The following is a 19,107-nucleotide window of genomic DNA, read 5'->3' on the forward strand; positions in this document are numbered from 1 at the left end:
TATTTGAGGAGATGTACAAGACAGGTGTGAATTTAGGGGAATCCAATATTTTCTATTCAAATATGATAGAATGGAAATATATCCAAAACGGAGGAACAACAAATGAACTCAAACACAAAACAGTTTATTTATGATATCCAGCAAAGAAAGAACAATTATATGGAAAATGTATTAAAGGCAATACAACACCCTAAAAAAGAGCAATCTAAACAGGTCATTCAAAATATAGTAGAGAAAATGGATATGATGATCAGTTTAGTTACTACTTACATGGCTATTGAATCAGAATCTATGAAAGAATTAAAAGAGCTTCAGGAAGAAATTATTCATGCTCAAGCATATATTCAAAAACGAAAATTTGAAGAAACACAGAGATAAAACCCTGTGTTTTTACTTGGTCGTCTATGACGCTAATCTGTTATAAATCTAATTAGATGTAATTTGATTATTGTTTTGGCATAATCCATACAATTTGTTGAATGCGTACAAGATACGGTACCGTATCTTCAATGAGCAAATGATCGGGTTTCACATCCTTTAACTTTCCTCTTACATTACCTCTTACAGTTTCAATAACCACATGTTTACCAATTACCGATTGTAATGTCTGATATACGTAGGGATTAGGTACACTTACCATATTTTGTTCACTAAAGTCATTTCCCTCCAAATAACTCATTCTATAAGACTCCTTTCTAACTTACATTCTTTCTCTTAATATATGATATAAATCTTATAAATATGCTAGAAGGATAAATCATTATGTGAACGAAAATAACATTTTAATAAGGTACGTTTTCTATTTCTAAATTGCTAAAAAATTATTTATATAAGGTCACTTTTTCTAGTTAATAGGTGATGATATCGGGATACTTTGCATGTACATCCAGGTTGTTCCTTTCAAGATATGTATCATTTTAAATACGCCCTTTATTAGAATACTGCTCATACTTTTTTTGAGATTCTTTAGTAATACGTGCGTTAAGTAAAATTGCTAACAACAAAAACACTCCATATGTTCCCCCTGTAGCTCCTATGATAATTACACTACTACAAACAAGTACAATTAATAGGAGAAACGAAACTAAATAAATACGTTCATAGTTCTTTGACATCTTCTCGTATTTTATGCGTTCTTTCCTTGCATCCATCTAAATTCCTCCTTTACACTATCCATTTCACTATCAAATAAATCTCGCTCTTAAAAAGGAAACAATATCTCGCTCTAAATAATTAGTTTGTTTTTTTATCAACTAATTTATATAACGTAAAAAGAAATCCTACCAATATTAAGCTTTCCACCATGATAATCCCGACCCCTCTCCTTCCTTTTAACCCCAACACATCAGATAAAAGTTATGTATATCCCATATTAGCTGCAGCAAACAAAAAGGATCCTCCCTTCTCTTAAAGGCTGATCCTTTTCTTCGTGCATTCAACTATTTTTAGCTATTCTTGATTAATTAGAATAACAGCTGGTCCATCTACACGAATTCCACCAACTTCGATTTTTTCATAAGGCTCAACTGTAATAGAAATGACCCCTTCCCGCTTCTTTAATTCATTACTTAATTCTTTTGTTAACATTTTTTTCATGTGTGCACTCCTTCTTACTGCTTAATTTATTATTGTTATGTAAATGAAATTAAAAATGGTTTCCTGGTCTGGAAACCATTTTTTGTAGTTGACCATATGGTGTTACCAGTTCGCTTATCAATTTTACGTAATTACTCGATATAATAAAATAGTAATCTTATATTTAAAACAAATAATAAATTATCACTATGCTTCTTTAATAAACATTTCGTCAATACTGCAGATAGGCGATATCCATAACCCATTTAATTGACCTCCAGCAGTATGAGTGTATCACCGGACCTGAGCAGTTAGCTTTTGCTAGTTGCTTTTTTTATTTTCTACATAAAATTTATAGTCATTCTATGTTCAAATTAATATTTCCCCATAACATTAACACCTCTGCACTATTCACTATAAACTTTCATATATTATATTATGCTTGTCCATAACGTGGGATTATCACTCACGTTATCTTTATTAAAGAAAGGAGTGATAATATGTTCTCATCTAGTCATAGATTTACTAACTTTAATTGTGAAGCACAAGCCCCCAGTACACTACCTGCCCTCGGTTTTGCTTTCAATGCTACTGCACCTCAATTTGCAACATTATTCACACCACTACTATTACCTAGTACAGGCCCAAATCCTAATATTACTGTCCCTGTAATAAATAATACAATTAGTATTGGAACTGGTATTAGAATTCAAGTTGCTGGTATTTATCAAATCAGTTATACATTAACGATAAGCCTTGATAACGTTCCCGTAGCACCGGAAGCAGCGCGCTTTTTCTTGACGCTAAATTCACCAACTAACATTATTGCAGGATCAGGAACCGCAGTTCGTTCTAATATTTTTGGTACTGGCGAAGTCGATGTATCCAGCGGTGTCATTCTAATTAACTTAAACCCTGGTGATTTAATTCAAATTGTACCAGTTGAAGTAATTGGTACAGTAGACATTCGTGCTGCAGCATTAACAGTTGTACAAATTCGCTAATAGAAGCACAATGCTAGCCAACCAACATTTAATTTTTCTCCTGCACATCAAAATATATTTTTGCAGTTTTATCACACATTTATATCAAACAAGCATATTTTATTGTATGGTGACCATCAAGTCATACAAATTTAAAGCTTTCATAAGAGCACACTTATATGTGTGCTTTATTTTTTATTAACTGACAATCAAGCTTTATAACTATAACATTCTAAAACAGTATACATATAATATCTAGATTCCTCTCTCAAATAAACTTGTTTCAGAGCGCTTAAAAAGCGCTCTTTAGTTTTATAGAGGCTGTTCACTTCTCTTGAAAAACTTGTCACCCTTTGATACGTCCCATCATTAAGCAAGAAGAAATGAAAAAAGTACCTATTGTTGAAAAAATCTATACAGTTGATGGTAACATAAAAAAGACCGCGCATAACAGGCGGTCTTTTTCAAAAAATCTCTAATTATCCATATATAGCTGGCAATAAAAAATACATTTTAATACCACTCTAATATGTATTTTTCTATTTGCAAACTATCTCTAATGTTGCCACCACTTCTCTGTACGAAAACCGATGTTCTACTTAAATATTACTTTCCTTGTACAGCAAAGTGTAATACATAGTAATTTTGATTTTGAGGTATTACAGAATCCCCAGAACTTATACCTATTTCTACTTTATGATTATCTTTTTCAAAACGTTTGATATAATCTTTATTATTTTTTACAAGACTATCAATTTCTTTTTTCAATTCTGGATCTTGATTTACTAATCTATCAATCTCGTTATCAAGTGTGAAATTTGGATTTATCATATGCATCCAGTTTTTCGCTAGCTCAACAGTTGATTTATCAACGACAAACATGAAATAGAAATTATCTTCATCCTTCCCTTCAAACCCAAATGAACCATATGAATCAACCATTCTTGGCAAAGGAGGGTCTCCCCAGTTCCAGACACTACTTTCTCAACATACCGCCCTCCATACCCCGAGGGATTCTTCGATGTCGTACTTTCAAAGTTCTTCACATCTTCCATGGTCTTCGCCTATATTCTCCAGGCTCGACTTCCCTTTGTCCTATTGCTAGGTTGCTTTTAACGAGGCGGCAAGGTTCACTTTATGTTACGGTCTGTTGATTCGCTCGCACTTCTAAGTAGAAGTTACTTTATCACAGGGCTTCAACCTTAGGATTTCTCTACCAGCTGCCTGTCAGCTACTAGGCGACTTGGCTCTTACCTGGCCGGACTTTCACCAGCAAGCAGTGCCCAGCTTAGCTGGAGCACGCAAAACAAAAAGAGATGTCCTAGTAGTATACCTAGGACATCCCATTCATTTTATAATTTCTAGATTCTATACATCACTAACAATTGAATATGCCTTCTGCCTAAAACATAGTATTATCATTAGCTGTCTCACTTGGAATCTCTTGAATTACATCCCAATGCTCGACAATCTTACCATCTTTTATACGAAATATATCCACTATTGCAACTCCCTTATCTTGAGAATTAGCACGAGAATGTACATGAAGAGCAACTGTATCTCCTTCTACTACTACACGTTTGATCTCTGCAGAGGAATTAGGATTTTTAACAAAATCCTCCTTAAAGAAATCCATGAAGGCTTTTCGTCCATCAGCAACAAAAGGATTATGTTGCTTATAATCTTCACTTACATATTTAGGGATAATATTGATATTATGTTTGTTAAAAACTTCATTATAGAAATCAACTACCATCTTTTTATTCTTTTCATTTTCTGTCACTTCTTTTGATACTGAGGCAACATTCTCACTCTTTATTGAGTTAGCTTTGTTATTACCGGTGGAAGCTTGAAATATCAAAGTCGACACAATTCCTAAAATAAACACAGAAATAATTATTACTATTAAATTTTTCTCTAATTTCATTTATGCCTACCTCTTCTAATTATATAAGTTATCTTCCATAACACGCTTGAGAAATAGAAACCTTCCCAAAAATGTAATGTGAGGGGTAATGTTAGAAACGATTAACTCTAACTTAATACCTCATTAACAGTTGCACTGTCCACAATTTGAATAAACTTCTTAACCTTATCGTTCTCATCAAATTCATAAAGATGACAAAAATCTGCTATGAACGATTTCCCTGTATCTTTATATGTTCCACTATATTTTCCATAAACGATAACAGTATTGTTATTAAATGCATAAATTTCATCTTTAGCGCTATAGTTATCCCATTCCGTGCCAAGACGTTCATGTACATTTTTCACTACTTCATCTGGACCTATATAAGTACCTGCATATGGAAACCCAGCAGCTTCTGTCCATGATACATTTTCACTTAAATACGTTTTGAAAGCATCCAATTTTCCTTCGCCAGTTAACACATACGTTTCATGTAATAGTTTCTGATATTTATTCATAGCATTAACCCCAAGGCATTTCTTTTGTTACAACTTTTGCACTTAATTCTAATACACCTTTATTTGTATAGTCTGGATATGCTGCATCAAGTTTCGCTACAAAATCTTTTGAAGTTTTACTTTCCTCAGAAGCTTGAATCGCAGTTCTTAGATAATCCATTGTCGCAGTAAGGGATTGATTATTTAAGGATTTTTCGATTGATCCATGGCTAGGTATAATTATGTCAGCATTTAATGCTTGTAATACTTTCAAGTTCTCAATCCATGCCTCCATAGCCGCTTTTGAGCTAGTATCCGCTAAGAATACATGTATTTCGTTAAATACATCAATACCACCAATTAATAATTTTAGCCCTTTATTAAATAAGCTAGTTCTGTAATGATCTAAGCCTACTAGTTCAAATGTTAACCCCTGAAAATCAATCGTTTTTTCTTTAAACACTTGAGGTAATACTACGTTGCTTGGTGCGTTTTCTCCTAGGGCGCCTTTCCAAACTTTTAATTTACCTAAGACAGAATGAACAATATGTTCAACAGTAGACTCTGTAGCATACGCTATGGCTTCTGGGTAAGCAGCTTTAATAATCTCTAATCCAAAGTAGTAGTCTGGATCTCCATGAATAATAAAAATTTTATCTAGAGATAAGTCGTTTTTTTTCAGATACTCAACAATTTCTTTCGAATCAGATTGAGTAAATTTTGAGTTTATTAAAAATGCATGTCCCGCTTTCTCAACTAAGGTTGCAGTGACCATAAAACTTTTTTCGTCTGAACTAAACACCGTCAATTTCACATCTTTTTGATTTGTATCGATTGTCTTAAACATAGAATGTTATTCTCCTTTTGTTAAAGTTATTAATTAGTTAACATATTTTCATCTTGTTCCGCCAGAAGCTCCCTCTTCAATTTACCTGAAAGTGTGATAACACCAGCAAATAGGCGAGAGATGAATGTCCGTTGGCGTAAGCTAACATGTTTGCTACTATAGTCTATAGAAAAATTAAAATTGGATTCTTTTTAAAAATAAGTTGAAACTATGACTGTTATAAAAAGGTTTAAGTCCATCCACTTCTAGCCTTTTTTAAAACGTTAAATGCTATATACTTTATCTTAAATTTTTTTAATATAAATTTTTAAAACGTGCTTCGATTTTATCTGGCGTCATTACCCCGCCACCAATAGGGATAATTTGATTATCCTTTTGTAAAAGCAAAGAAGGATAACTATTAATACCAAGCTGTCGAACTTTATTGAAGTCGTTTTGGGCATCTATTATTGTTTCTTGAGAGTTTAAACGTTCTAATACTTGTTTAGGATTCAAACCAAGCTCAATTGCAATCTTACGATATGTTTCAGGATCACTTAGACTTTGTCCCTCATAATAAAACGCTTTTTGCATAGCCGCAGTGAATTCTAACAAACGGTCTGGTGCTAATGAGCGTAAAGCTGAAAAGCCAATTGCAGCATCTTTCGAATTCATTTTAAAAGTACCTTCTTCCACCAATTTTTGATATGAAGGACCGAATTCTGCACCTGTAAGTTGATTAATTCTTTTATTTCCCTCTTCTATATATGAGAAATTTTTTATTGGTAAATCATCTAAAAATAATCCTCCACATAAAACTGTTAACGGCACTTCAGTGTGTTCTTTGTAAAATCCTTTAATACTTTCTGAAAATCCATAGCACCATCCACAATATGCGTCCCATACGTATATAAGATTATCTTGTTTCGTCTTCATTTAAATCTCCTACCTTTATTTTTATTAACCAGTCCAGCTATCACTTAAAATTCTCAGCTAACTTTTTGGTTTATATAAGTACATCTTTTTTATATCTTGTTTTTTTATGAGCTACCTTACTATATTTCCCCAAAACTAACCCTTTCAAAAAAATCAACTAAGATTTTTAACAAAAGATAAGGCTACACATTATTGCCCCAAAGCAGAAAATACTATAGTTTGGAATATGCATTACCTTTAATCTTTTAGTGACTTTCTAGACTGAGCGACAATGTGTGGGCCACCTTCCTTAAATAAATATACTAACCGTATTTTTACATAAAGCAGAATGTATTGTAACCACTTCAGTTACAACCTTTATGTAACTATAATAGTTACAACTAAAACAGAAGTCAATTCTTTTTTTAAAATTTAATAACATAAACATAATTATAAGCTCTATCGAAAATAAATAAGTAGACCTTATCTCATTACACTCCATTCAAATGTACAGAAATTCTATGAGCAATATTTTCTTATTTACACAGTAATCCTCACAAAAATAAAATTACTATATATAAATATAAAAAAGCCTCCTGCTTTATAACAGGAAACTTTTTTGCATATTATTAACCTACAGACCCAAAATTCCTACAATCTGACGAGCTTTAGCATTATCAATATAATAATGCACCTCTAATCCTCTTCTTTCTGTACGGAGTACGGTTTTTCTCAATTTTGATAAATGCTGTGAAACAGTGGATTGAGGGAGTCTTAATATTTCCGTTAACTGTGTAACATTGCATTTTTTATGATGCATTAATTCATTTACAATTTGTAATCGTACTGGATGCGCCATAACCTTTAATAAATCTACGTTCTCTTCCGAAATTTCTTTTACATTTCGATCATTTTTTAATGCTATCATTTCACATTCCCCTTTATTATTTATTTCTATTTTCCTATTATCCTTATACATAGTACTTATAGATGAATACCTTTTATCCTGTTGAGAAAATATATTTCTTATCTGCTTTATAGCTTAAACAAGAGATTAACCATGTTAAATTGTTTGATTCATTGAGGAATAGGGTTCAAATTTGGGTTAGCATCACATCGCTAACATACTAAGGTTTTATGCTACCCAAAAACAATGATTTTTACTCTGGGGATCTCAATTTTACTTTTTGGGGATTTCCTTATTCAATGTATATGGATACCTATAAAAATACAAAAGCAAAAAAAAGAGAGTCGTTATTTACTCTCTTAAACGCTCTACGACTTGTGGCTATTTTTTTCTTCTATTTATAAATTAAATGTTAGTTTTACAAAACATTCAAAATGTTAAACTTACAAAAGCCATTAATATCATGCGCAAATGCTGATATCAATGGCTTTTGGTATAGATATGTAGTAATCATTCTTTTAAATTATTAAAAGGCATAAGCTCAGTTTTACTTTTTACCAGTATTATGCTCTTAAATTTATCTTTCTTGTCCATCTGTTTGATTGGCTTGGAACTCCATTTTTAGCGCAATACTATCCCCTTGGAACACGTTTTGATCTGTTCCGTTGTCTTCAAATATAAACTTTATCCAAAACCAATCCATTTTCCCAGGTTTTAATCCTCCTGTTTCAGTCCACTTAGAATGAAATACTTTTTTGGAGGCAATCTATCATGCCCATCAACTTAAGAATTCAGAATTACCCCAAAACAAAAAAATGAGCTTTTTTGCTACAAATTAGCACAAAATTTCGTTCTGGGGGTATTTACTTTTCTTAGCTTGATAGCGATGTGGTAGGGCCCTATATTTGACTCTTTTTCTACACCTAGATATTCTAGAGTTCGTTCTAACATAAGTGCAGCCTGTTGACGTGTGAGTGTGCCATATGGCGTAAACTTAGTAGCTGAAACACCTCGGATAATTCCTGTATCGTATAGGGCTTGTACATCATAATACCGGCTGCGAACGTATTTACACCGAGAAGGTGAGTTGGGCAAAAGATGATTACCCAGAACTGGTATGCTGGCTGTTCTTGCAGAGTTTGAGCGTGATATTATTCATGGAAAGCCTCTTCGTCTAGATCATACGTAAATACAAACAAAACCAGCAAAACACCTCTTCTGTGTCGTACTGGTTTTGTTGAAGTCCATCTAGAATTGTAGCTAGTTCAACGTGATTGCAAATTCCGAGTTCGGCGCGCCAGCAAATACAACCGTTCCGTTCTTCGGCAGTTTTACTTTGTTATTGCCGCTCACAACGGTAAAATTGACACATACTCCCTTCTCATCATACACCGCGAACGAACTCTTCGATGGCAACGCCACGGTCATCGTTTTCCCCGCTGCCGCTTGTGGGATCGTAAACCATTTCGCATACCCATTTGCTTGCAGCGTAACTTTGGATGATTGGCCTGCATCAAGCGGTTTTACGCTGGATCCACTTACGTATAACAATCCGGCCATTTCCATATATTCATTGCCGCCTTCTGTATAGAAATGCGTTTCCGTCGTATCACGGCCATTCATCACGGGGATCTGGAGCTGATGCGTCGCGGTGTTCGGACCTGTAATTTTTCTGCCCTCCCAATAGCCCGCCAGGCCTTCCTTACGAGTAATTTGTGTGGTAATAAGTTTCGGTTGTACGAGATATTCAATAGAACTAAATTTCTCATTCACGAGATAGAACTTGACACCTTCCCGCTTCGCCCATGCGGCAGCGGTTTTCTTCGATAGCACATTGTCTTCTAGTTTCTCGGCCAAATAGTGAGTCATCGCACCTTGCCCTAAGTCTGGTGTCGATTTATATGTGCTCTCCCTCAAATAAGTTCTTCCATTCTTCTCGGTGACAAAGTTGAGCTTAGAAGTACCCTTCTCATTAATAAAGCTTCCATCCGCAGTATATACATATTTTTCTTCTCGATTAGATGGTAAGAACAGTTCTCCATTCTTCGTAATTTCAATTTTGAAATGAGTTTCGCTATTGCCATAAAAGCCCGCTTTCTTTGCCACGTCTTGAGGCATCTTGACCTTGACCGGCTTGCCAAAAGATTTGTTCGGCTTGATGTCCTTAATTGTACCCTTCTCTTTAAGCACGGCGAGCAGCAATTCAGTTGCCAGCAGTTGATTTGTAGAGCTTCGTCCACCGGATGACAACACAGCCGCTGCCATTTTCTGTTCCGGAAGCACGACCAGTATAGCATGTTGCAGTGCCGTGTCGCCGCCCTTAGCCAAGCCTTTTATCCCATATTCACTAAATGGGTATAGTTTCACACTATCCCAGCCAAGACCATAGTTAAAAATATTATCTCCATCCCCCGGCCACATTCCTTTTTTATATTCCTCTTGCTCCATCGCCTTGACTACCTTATCAGAGAGGATCCCTTTTCCCTGTCCCATAAATAATTGTGAGAATCGTACCATATCTTCTGCCGTGGAAGAGACCCCTCCCGTACCAATCACATTCACCGATTCAATTGGAAGCTGCCCTTGGTACGCCGGAAAATAAAGTCCAGCCCGCTTTTCGTCTCTCCATTTGTCCTGCGGCGTTTTTGTATGATTCATCTTTAAGGGTTCTGTAAACCGTTGATGTAGAAATTCGGTAAAGCTCATACCGCTGACTCTTTCCACCAAAATTTCGGCCAGCGTAAAGCCATCGTTGCAGTATACCGAAAACGCGCCAGGGTCTGCTTTCAGGCTCTGGTTGGACAATTGCTGCAACAAGAAATCATGGGAATAGGTATCATTATCGTTAAATAAAAATGCATTACTTAACGTGGAACCTTGCAAGCCGGAGGAGTGATTCAACAACATACGCGGGGTAATGCGTTTGTACCGCCCATCTTTCATCTTAAAATCAGGAACATAGTTGACCACAGGAGCATCCAAATCGACTTTTCCTTCGTCGACCAATTTCATTACAGCCGCTGTTGCATACATTTTACTGACTGAACCAATCCCGTATAGAGTATCTTTGGTTAGCGGCTGTTCCCCTTCCATATCGTTCTTTCCAGCCTGCCCCGACAAAGTAAGCTTGCCATTATCAATTAGCGCATACTGCACGCTAGTCGTCCCATGGGACTTCGTGAGTAGCGCAGCCTTTTCTGCTGCAATCTTCTTCAGTTCTTGGCTAGCTACTTCTGCGTTAGATACAACTGTAGTCTTACCGTCAGAAAATGCTTTCGCCCCTGTTGGTAGAATCATAGTTAGCGCTAATGTAGCGGCTAATACACCAGTTAGTTTATTTTTCATGAGGGAATTGCCTCCTTAGATAAGTGATCAATTTCATCATTTATTTGTTTAACTATGAAAATATGATAAAATTTATCCGTTCTTCCTTTTGGCCTACTTGCTAAATTCAGCAAGTAAAATATTTTTAAAAGGATCATGATTATCAGCATTAAGGCTGTTCAAATTGACAGCTAATGTATGCTTGCCTCCAAGTGTGCCTCCAGCAAAAGTAACAAACCCTGGAATGCTACCTCCGTGTCCCCATATTGAGACACCGTTTGGAAGCTTAGTTTCATAGATTCCAAGACCATATCTGCCAAATGCAGCTTCTCCTGTTGGAACTGTAGTAAGCATTTGTTTTAGTTGCTGTTCTTTTAGTAATTTACCCCCAAGTAAGTAAGAGAAGAATTTGTTTAAATCATCAGCAGTAGAAATCATATCTCCAGCCGAGCTCCCCATACTTGGGTTATAATAAGTAACATCTTTTGGCTCACTTGCTCCGTCTAGTTGGATATATCCACGGGCATGCTTGGTTCCTGGAATCACGCTTGAATTGCCAGGTAAGAATGTATTCGATAATTCAAGCGGTTCAATAATCCGATTTTCAATCTCTTCCGCATAGCTGTTCCCGGTTACTGTTTCAATAAGGATCCCTAGTAATACGTATCCTGTATTTGAATAAGACCAGCTCTTTCCTGGAGCAAAATCTGGGGGCATCGAAATCCCCATCTTTACTAATTCTTCAGCCCTATACGATTTTTTAGTATCCATAAGATTAAAGCCTTTTGACCTTGTGTATTCAGCGATACCACTTGTGTGGTTCAATAATTGCCGGATAGTAATCTGTTTATCATCATACCCGTTTCCTTGAATGACACCAGGCAACCATTTTTCAATAGAGTCGTCTAGATTCAAGCTGTTCTCTTCGGCTAATTGAAGTACAACTGTTGCCGTGAACGCCTTCGTCACGCTACCAATGCGAAAGCGAAAATCTGTTTCCATTGGTTTCTTGCTGCTCCGATTCGCTACCCCAGCGGCATAACTCCATGTTTTTCCACCCTCAGAAGTTTTAGCAAGTACCCCCGGGAATCCAAGTTGCAATGTATCCCGCACTGCTTGCTTGACAGAATTACGATCTCGTTGAGTACTTGTTTGTAACGAACTAGATACACGTTGAGTAGGTTCTGCTTTTACAATTAAGGTTGGCGTTGTGTATAACAGGGAACTTCCAGCTATTAAAAGGGCAAGACTTGCACATGTAATTTGACTATGTGTTTTCATAGGGCATTCCTCTCCTCTATTCATATTGTATAGGTGGTTTCTTGCTATTTCGTATTAACCACACAGCTACCATCTCCACCAATGAAAAAAGGTCAACATTGAATTCGTAATCATCTTCATAATTATTATTTTTACAAACGCCATTCTGTCCTGGGTAAATCCCTCTTTTTCCACATATATGTTAACCACAGAAATTACTTCTTTTCTTTGAAATACTCTTGTTACTGGTCTGTTTTTCATATATAAGTCATATCTGTTCCGCCTTTCACGCCTCTTTATATTTTTATCATACACAATGAAAATTTCTTTTTTCTTACCCATTTCTTACAAATTACTTACGTTCAAAATCGCTTTTATACTAGGGTAGAAGGAGCATCTGTGCCGGAAGGTTCAGTAAATATATTAATCAAAAAGAAACACAGAGGTTTTTTACTTCTGTGTTTCTTTTTTTCATCCTTTTAAATATTAAGAGCCGATTTACCCTTAACAGGATGAATTCTGGCTCTTTTCTAATGTAATTTTTCTTCTTGCAATACAACACAAATGACATTGTGCTGCATGAAACACTCCTAACGTTGTTAAAATCACTTGTTTTTAAGTCAAAATTTATTTAACTTAGGGCAGATACTCCATATCCATCAGCTTAAGAAAAATAAACGCCCTCAAAACGAAAAAATAAACTACCTTCTCAAAGTAACTGCCTGTAGAAAAAGAAAATGTTCATTTAGGAGATATATTAAAACCTTAGCTTGATAGTAATGTGGTGCTACCCCACATCCGTCAACTTAAGGAGAATAAACGCCACCAAAACAAAAAAGCCCCAAATTTTTCATGAAAATAAGTTGGGGCTTTTGAACCAGAAAAGTATATTTTTAACTATGAAAACTACGATAAATTTTTCCTTTTTTCCTACTTGCTAAATTCAGCAAGTAAAATATTTTTAAAAGGATTAGGACTGTCAGTTCTACCCAAACTATTCCAATTGACGACCAACGTATGCTTGCCTCCAAGTTTACCTCCAACAAGAGTTGTAAACCCTAGAATGCCACCGGTGTGTCCCCATATCGAGACACCGCTTGGAAGCTTAGTTTCATAGATTCCAAGACCATATCCATCGATTCCTTCTTTTCCTGTAGGAACTGTAGTAAGCATTTGTTTTAGTTGCTGTTCCTTCAGTAATTTGCCACCGAGCAAGTAAGAGAAGAATTTGTTTAAGTCGTCAGCAGTAGAAATCATATCTCCAGCAGAGCTACCTGCACTTGGGTTATAATAAGTAACGTCTTTTAGCTCACTTGCTCCGTCTGGTTGGACATATCCACGGGCATGGTTAGTGCCTGGAATAACACTTGAATTGCCTGGTAGGAATGTATTCGACAATTCAAGTGGCTCAATAATCCGATTTTCAATCTCTTCCGCATAGCTGTTTCTGGTTACTTTTTCAATAAGAATGCCCAGTAATACGTATCCTGTGTTTGAATAAGACCAGCCATCTCCTGGGGCAAAGTCTGGAGGCAGAGAAACCCCCATCTTCACTAACTCTTCAGCCGTATACGATTTTTTTGTATCCGTAAAATCAGCGTCTTTTGACCTTGAGTATTCAGCGATACCACTTGTATGGTTCAATATCTGCCGGATAGTAATCTGGTTACCATCATATCCATTTCCTTGAATGACACCAGGCAACCAGTCTTCGATGTAGTCGTCTAGATTCAGGCGATTCTCTCCAGCTAATTGAAGTACAACTGTTGCGGTGAACGTCTTCGTCACACTCCCAATGCGAAAACGAAAATCTGTTTTCATTGGTTTCTTGGTGCTCAGATCCGCTATTCCAGCGGCATACCCCCACGTTTTTCCACCCTCAGAAGTTTTAGCAAGTATCCCCGGGTATCCAAGTTGCAATGTATCCCGCATTGCTTGCTTGACGGAAGTACGATCTCGTTGAGTATTTGTTTGTAACGAACTAGATACATTTTGAGTGGGCTCTGCTTTTACAATTGAGGTTGGTGTTGTATATAACAGGGAACTTCCAGCTATTAAAAGGGCCAGACTTGCACATGTAATTTGACTACGTATTTTCATAAGGCATTCCTCTCCTCTATTCATATTGTATAAGTGTTTGCTTACTGTTCCTTACTTCCTGACAAGACTTAGGGAAAGGCCCTCACGCATATAGATTAAAGCCCCAGTATAAAGGTATCTATCAATACCAACAATTTGAGCCAGTTAAATCTCCATCCCTTCTATAACAAAATTATTCAAAGGTATGAAAGCATATTATGTACCCTTAGTTATTGTTAGGATTAACACAACATGAGACATAGCCCCAACCCATATTTTACTTTATTTATCCATGATATGTATTGAGAAAGAATGTAAATTCGAATCCTTTCCGTACCCCAACTATTGATCGTTTTTTTCACCTATTATAATTAGTTATTTAGAATTTCATAATAAAAAACTGTAAAAAAATAACGAGTCCCTTAACGTACAGGAAGTGGTTGAAAAATATGTCTAAACGCACAATTATCTTTTTTTGATATGGTGACCCCATCGCCATCAAGCTAAGGTTTTGAAGTACCCACTAAATGAAATTTTTATTTCTCTACAGTTAGTTATTTTGAGAAGTCAGCTCATTTTTTTGTTTTTGGGGTGTTTACTTTTCTTAAGTTGATGGATGTGGGGCAGCGTCAGGAAAATGCGGATTTACAATGCAAAGCAAAACATCATAAAGAAAAGGCCGATTTCCGGTACACTAAGAGAATAATTGGCTTTTTACTGTTAACTTGTTTTTAGTGATCGTAGGGAGTCTAATGATGCAATTTCTTTTATACTAAATCGGTATTTTCCTAGAATATTAATGTATTCCCATTTTAATGGAGAAATATGTTTCAATAATTCTTCATTAAGATGGGAATTAAATAACTCAACTTTCGCACCTATAAAATAAGCGGGGAGATTTAGCTATATTGAATTTAGAGTCTATCAATTGTGTACTGAACAACTTGAGTAAAATGAAAAACACCTCGATCCTTGGTATAGTGAGATTACCTAGAAATCACTACCACAGAAGAGGTGCCTTAACTACAATAGATCAAAATAACCACTATCACCAACTACCAAAAGAACTTAATTCTATTTTTTCCGAGCTTGAAATGAATATCCAGCTAAGGATGCAGTCTATCGCTTCTAATAAACTGTGCCAATGTTCAATTCGCGCCGTTTCCTGCTGCTGTTTAAAATGCAAATACCCCAGAACGAAATTTTGTGCTAACTTGTAACAAAAAGCTCATTTTTTCGTTTTGGGGTAATTCTGAATTTTTAAGTTGATGGGTATGTTGCCGTGCCCCTATTAGACTAGATTATGAAATAAATTTTTAGTATATTAGAGTAAGTAGTAAAGATCAATCTATTGAGAGACGACTCGCGACCGCATCAGAGATAAGTATTTCTGAAGATTCCCCCATGCATCATATTCGTAATTCGCAATAAACTCAACAGAAAACTATTCACTTACGCAAAAGTACATCAATATCCTCCTTGAATTTCAAAATACAAATTATTAATAAAACAAGTAAAGTAGCTATATTAAGAATATTGAAGATATACAAAACATACTAAGATTAGTAGTGCAGACCAAGGCATTGGTTCGCACTACTATTTTTTATATAGTAGAAGTGAAGAGGAGGTCGTGGGTGTTTTGGGATCCTGAATCCGTATACAAAACTGACCTTCTTCACTTACCTTATTTGAATCAGTTTTTAGTATGTTGGTCTTCGAGATCGTGTATAAGAAATGAGAATCGATAAGTGTAAGTTGAAGACTTCAATTCCACCTGAGGAGGCGCTATATGAAACACGTTATTGCATTTGATGTCAGTATGGGTAAAAGTTATATGGTAATTTATAATGCACAAAAACAATGCGTATTCGAAAGTGAAATCAAGCATTCTAAGCCTGATTTTAAAAAGCTACAAGAAAAGATACATAAGCTTACAGATGAAACCGGCGAATCACCTGAAATTGTGTTCGAAGCAACAGGGATCTATTCCAGACAGCTAGAACGATTTATGCAAAATAACCAGTATACATATTGTTTATTAAACCCATTAGAAGCCAAAATACAATGTGATTCCTTGCGGATTCATAAGACAGACCGAAGCGACGCACACCGATTAGCTCTCACTCATTTTACAGTTACCCGAAGGGTATCTACCGGAACTGATAATTTATTCTATCAGTTAAAATCTCTTTCTAGATTATATAGTGAACTGGATGATGAATTATCAATAATTCGCGGCCGTATGCATAAAGTAATCCAATTAACATTTCCAGAATTGGAAAGAATATTTACTAGTAAATCTGATTTGTTTTTAAATTTTGTTCAACTATTTCCCCACCCAGATTGTGTTTTAGGTCTTTCTAAAACCATTATAAAAAATCGTATTCGTGCCAACACCAATAAAAAAATATCAAATATTACGGCGGAGAAAAAAGCGATTCAGATACTTGAAATAGCGAAAATTTGCTATCCTGCTGCTTCTCAGAACGATGTTCTGTGTGACCAGCTCAAATTATACGCAAGGCGCTATCAAGAGCTTCTTCACCAAAAAGAAAGCTGTATTAGCAAGATGGTGTATGTAGCTGAGCACCGCGCAGAATACGATATCATTCGCAGTCTCCCTGGGATTGGACCGAATACTGCCGTACGCTTGATGGCTGAAATAGGAGATATTAGGTTCTGGTGCAAAGATTGTATTTATTTGAAAGAGGTATATAGATTCCTAATGGAATCTATTCTTATGCAGCCATTCCGAATAGTTGATGAATAAACTTTACTTCATTTTGGACAGACTTGTCCCGTAAAATAAGTTGGCCTTTTTTAATGATATGCATCGCTTCTATTCCTGAAAGAATAGATTTAGCTGTACGAAAAGATTTCAATCCTAACATTGAACGAACTCTCCTTTTAATAAAACGATGATCCTGCTCTACAATGTTATTAAGGTATTTTACCTGCCTTATTTGGATGCCTACAGGCATCTTTTTCTCTGTCTTCAACTCTTCAATCGCTATAGGATAGGCCGGGTTTTTGTCCACTGTAATCACACGGGGCTTTGAAACATGAAAAAACTGCAAAGCTTTCTTGAAAAAACGCTTTGCAGCCCTATGATCTCTTGTTTTACTTAAATGAAAATCAATTGTATTTCCTTTTGAATCAACAGCACGATATAGCATCCATTGACCTTTGACTTTCACATACGTCTCATCGACTCGCCAAGAATCATTGGTTGACTTAAGATGACGTCGTACTCGCTTATCTAATTCGGGACCATATTGATGAACCCATCGCATGATAGTTGTATGAGCAAGGGATATCCCGCGTTCTTCCATCATTTCGACTAAATCACGAAAACTGAGGTTATACCGTAGGTACCATCTCACAGTTAATAAAATAATATCCGGTTGATAATGTTTCCACTTGAATAAATTTTGCTTTTCCATACCAATCACATCCTTTTTAGAATACTAGTATCAGTATGTCCAAGTTTAGGAGGTTACTTACAAGCGTTTTGGAGTGTTTGCACCAGAACCCTCCAGGGTGTAGTTGGTTTAAAATCTGTTTTATATCAACTTGTATGTATTCCGATTGTTTTTTTATTGCACCATTTTTAAAGTATTCCGGGTTTGGATTTTTCACATATACATTTGTATTTAATTTTAAACGAGAAATATAGTATGTACCTCGTTGATCCATTTGATCTAAGTCTTCCAATGAAAAATAACCCAAATCACGAATACATAAATCTCCTGGTCGTAAGGTATCTAAGCATTCCGTACCAAATGTTTTGTCATTATTTTTCCCTGGCCCAACTTGAAAGTTAAGAAATTCTCCACTGTGCAGATCATATTCTAATTGAATTTTGATTCCAGCTGTTTGGGCATACCCTCCAGAGCCTGGATATACATTCTCTAAAGCATTTGGCACTTGAAATACGGTGGCATCTAAGATACGGATTCGTTGAAAATAAGAGAAGAGGTGGTTAGAAATTTGTGTTTGTTCACATACCTTTTGTTCTAACAGTAAAGAAAAAATATGTTTTAAAAACAAAACTGCTTTAGCATTTAAACGTTTATTTAAGCCCTCAGGGCTAAGTAAAGTGCCTGTCGCTGCATGAAGCCTACTACATAATCGAACCAAGGAATCACTTGCCAACCGTTGACTAATCCAAATGCAAATAGCAGCTAAGTCTGATCCAGAAAACTTACGTTTTCGCTTTATAAATCCTATTTCTCTTGCAAGTTCTTCTAAGAATACAGGTGTAACATATCGTTGTAATTCTTCTGCAAATGGTAGTAATTCATCTTGAATCGAGAGATTCATAAGAAAACATCATCCTTTCTAATTTAGCTTGTTTAGAAAGGATAACGTTTTTTGATATTTGAGGGTATTAAAATCTCCTGAGTTGATGGTTATGTATGGTGACCCCATAGCCAAAGAAGTAAGAAGATATTTAGAAGTGCATCAAATTTTGAGGAAGTGCTTGTGAACCGTATCATAAATAAATGAGGTTTTGTATGTTCGATTTTTAAATAATACCCAAGAAGGAGTGGGTTGCAGTTATAGAAATACTCTATCTTTTGTATTTCTATAATAGATAATTTTTTAAAAAAACAGAATTATCTTGACAGTTATTGAATGGATTGATAAGGTTATAAAAAAATATTTCTTATCCAGAGAGGTGGAGGGACTGGCCTTATGAAACCTCAGCAACAGGTCTGCTTAAGTAGACACTGTGCTAATTCCAGCGGGTGATAATCCTGATAGATGAGAGCTTCCATTTTTATTTGTCAGTAGCGCCCTCTTTTTTAGAGTGCGTTTTTGTTTTTTCT

General features: G+C 35.8%; 16 protein-coding genes, 4 pseudogenes and 1 riboswitch. Of the genes and pseudogenes, 4 read left to right on the plus strand and 16 right to left on the minus strand.

Annotated elements, in window-relative coordinates; genetic code table 11:
• Positions 1-102 precede the first annotated feature (102 nt).
• Positions 103-378 carry a hypothetical protein gene (locus NSQ08_RS27965; RefSeq protein WP_340780457.1) on the plus strand — a complete coding sequence of 92 codons (276 nt, stop codon included), beginning with the start codon at positions 103-105 and terminating at the stop codon, positions 376-378.
• Between the two features lie 67 nt (positions 379-445).
• Here NSQ08_RS27965 and NSQ08_RS27970 read toward each other — a convergent pair whose 3' ends face one another.
• From NSQ08_RS27970 to NSQ08_RS27980, 3 genes are all read right to left on the minus strand, one after another.
• On the minus strand, positions 446-679 hold the full coding sequence (locus tag NSQ08_RS27970) for a YuzF family protein (protein ID WP_340780458.1): 234 nt from the start codon (positions 677-679) through the stop codon (positions 446-448).
• Between the two features lie 238 nt (positions 680-917).
• Positions 918-1,151: a hypothetical protein gene (locus tag NSQ08_RS27975; protein WP_085309725.1), complete on the minus strand. Its 234-nt coding sequence runs from the start codon at positions 1,149-1,151 to the stop codon at positions 918-920.
• Between the two features lie 298 nt (positions 1,152-1,449).
• Positions 1,450-1,596: a BC1881 family protein gene (locus tag NSQ08_RS27980; protein WP_000738549.1), complete on the minus strand. Its 147-nt coding sequence runs from the start codon at positions 1,594-1,596 to the stop codon at positions 1,450-1,452.
• Positions 1,597-2,075: 479 nt separating this feature from the next.
• On the opposite strand from NSQ08_RS27980, the gene exsF reads away from it, so the two are divergent.
• The gene (exsF, locus tag NSQ08_RS27985) at positions 2,076-2,579 is read left to right on the plus strand and encodes an exosporium protein ExsF (protein WP_340780460.1); all 504 of its coding nucleotides are present in this window, start codon (positions 2,076-2,078) and stop codon (positions 2,577-2,579) included.
• Positions 2,580-3,164: 585 nt separating this feature from the next.
• On the opposite strand, the gene NSQ08_RS27990 is transcribed toward exsF, so the two are convergent.
• From NSQ08_RS27990 to NSQ08_RS28035, 11 genes and pseudogenes are all read right to left on the minus strand, one after another.
• Positions 3,165-3,509, minus strand: a complete 345-nt coding sequence (locus NSQ08_RS27990) for a hypothetical protein (protein ID WP_340780461.1) — start codon at positions 3,507-3,509, stop codon at positions 3,165-3,167.
• A 451-nt stretch (positions 3,510-3,960) separates the two neighbouring features.
• A complete protein-coding gene (locus NSQ08_RS27995; RefSeq protein WP_340780462.1) occupies positions 3,961-4,485 on the minus strand; it encodes a nuclear transport factor 2 family protein in 525 nt (174 codons plus the stop codon).
• Between the two features lie 107 nt (positions 4,486-4,592).
• Positions 4,593-4,985: a nuclear transport factor 2 family protein gene (locus NSQ08_RS28000; protein WP_002084498.1), complete on the minus strand. Its 393-nt coding sequence runs from the start codon at positions 4,983-4,985 to the stop codon at positions 4,593-4,595.
• A 4-nt stretch (positions 4,986-4,989) separates the two neighbouring features.
• Positions 4,990-5,811: a cytoplasmic protein gene (locus tag NSQ08_RS28005; protein WP_340780463.1), complete on the minus strand. Its 822-nt coding sequence runs from the start codon at positions 5,809-5,811 to the stop codon at positions 4,990-4,992.
• 294 nt (positions 5,812-6,105) lie between these two features.
• Positions 6,106-6,726 carry a DsbA family protein gene (locus NSQ08_RS28010; RefSeq protein WP_002069048.1) on the minus strand — a complete coding sequence of 207 codons (621 nt, stop codon included), beginning with the start codon at positions 6,724-6,726 and terminating at the stop codon, positions 6,106-6,108.
• A gap of 613 nt (positions 6,727-7,339) precedes the next feature.
• Complete coding sequence (locus tag NSQ08_RS28015; protein WP_002144281.1) at positions 7,340-7,633, minus strand: ArsR/SmtB family transcription factor; 294 nt, start codon at positions 7,631-7,633, stop codon at positions 7,340-7,342.
• Positions 7,634-8,189: 556 nt separating this feature from the next.
• Positions 8,190-8,378 (minus strand): annotated as a pseudogene (locus NSQ08_RS28020) (TasA family protein); the annotation flags it as partial.
• A 62-nt stretch (positions 8,379-8,440) separates the two neighbouring features.
• Positions 8,441-8,707, minus strand: a complete 267-nt coding sequence (locus tag NSQ08_RS29980; protein ID WP_445686693.1) for an S-layer homology domain-containing protein — start codon at positions 8,705-8,707, stop codon at positions 8,441-8,443.
• A gap of 165 nt (positions 8,708-8,872) precedes the next feature.
• Positions 8,873-10,957 carry a serine hydrolase domain-containing protein gene (locus tag NSQ08_RS28025; RefSeq protein WP_340780464.1) on the minus strand — a complete coding sequence of 695 codons (2,085 nt, stop codon included), beginning with the start codon at positions 10,955-10,957 and terminating at the stop codon, positions 8,873-8,875.
• Positions 10,958-11,050: 93 nt separating this feature from the next.
• Positions 11,051-12,217, minus strand: a complete 1,167-nt coding sequence (locus NSQ08_RS28030) for a serine hydrolase domain-containing protein (RefSeq protein WP_340780465.1) — start codon at positions 12,215-12,217, stop codon at positions 11,051-11,053.
• Between the two features lie 909 nt (positions 12,218-13,126).
• Positions 13,127-14,296 (minus strand): serine hydrolase domain-containing protein, encoded by a 1,170-nt coding sequence (locus NSQ08_RS28035; RefSeq protein WP_002090500.1) that lies wholly within the window; start codon positions 14,294-14,296, stop codon positions 13,127-13,129.
• A gap of 1,302 nt (positions 14,297-15,598) precedes the next feature.
• Between NSQ08_RS28035 and NSQ08_RS28040 the strand changes: the two are divergent.
• Positions 15,599-15,673, plus strand: a pseudogene (locus NSQ08_RS28040) (recombinase family protein); the annotation flags it as partial.
• A gap of 391 nt (positions 15,674-16,064) precedes the next feature.
• A pseudogene (locus NSQ08_RS28045) lies at positions 16,065-16,949 on the plus strand (IS110 family transposase); the annotation flags it as partial.
• A gap of 64 nt (positions 16,950-17,013) precedes the next feature.
• Here NSQ08_RS28045 and NSQ08_RS28050 read toward each other — a convergent pair.
• A complete protein-coding gene (locus NSQ08_RS28050; RefSeq protein ID WP_340780466.1) occupies positions 17,014-17,718 on the minus strand; it encodes an IS6 family transposase in 705 nt (234 codons plus the stop codon).
• A 91-nt stretch (positions 17,719-17,809) separates the two neighbouring features.
• A pseudogene (locus NSQ08_RS28055) lies at positions 17,810-18,598 on the minus strand (IS4 family transposase); the annotation flags it as partial.
• A 343-nt stretch (positions 18,599-18,941) separates the two neighbouring features.
• A riboswitch (SAM riboswitch) is annotated at positions 18,942-19,049 on the plus strand.
• Positions 19,050-19,107 lie beyond the last annotated feature (58 nt).

Source organism: Bacillus sp. FSL E2-8887 (assembly GCF_038007205.1).
Lineage (GTDB): Bacteria > Bacillota > Bacilli > Bacillales > Bacillaceae_G > Bacillus_A > Bacillus_A mycoides.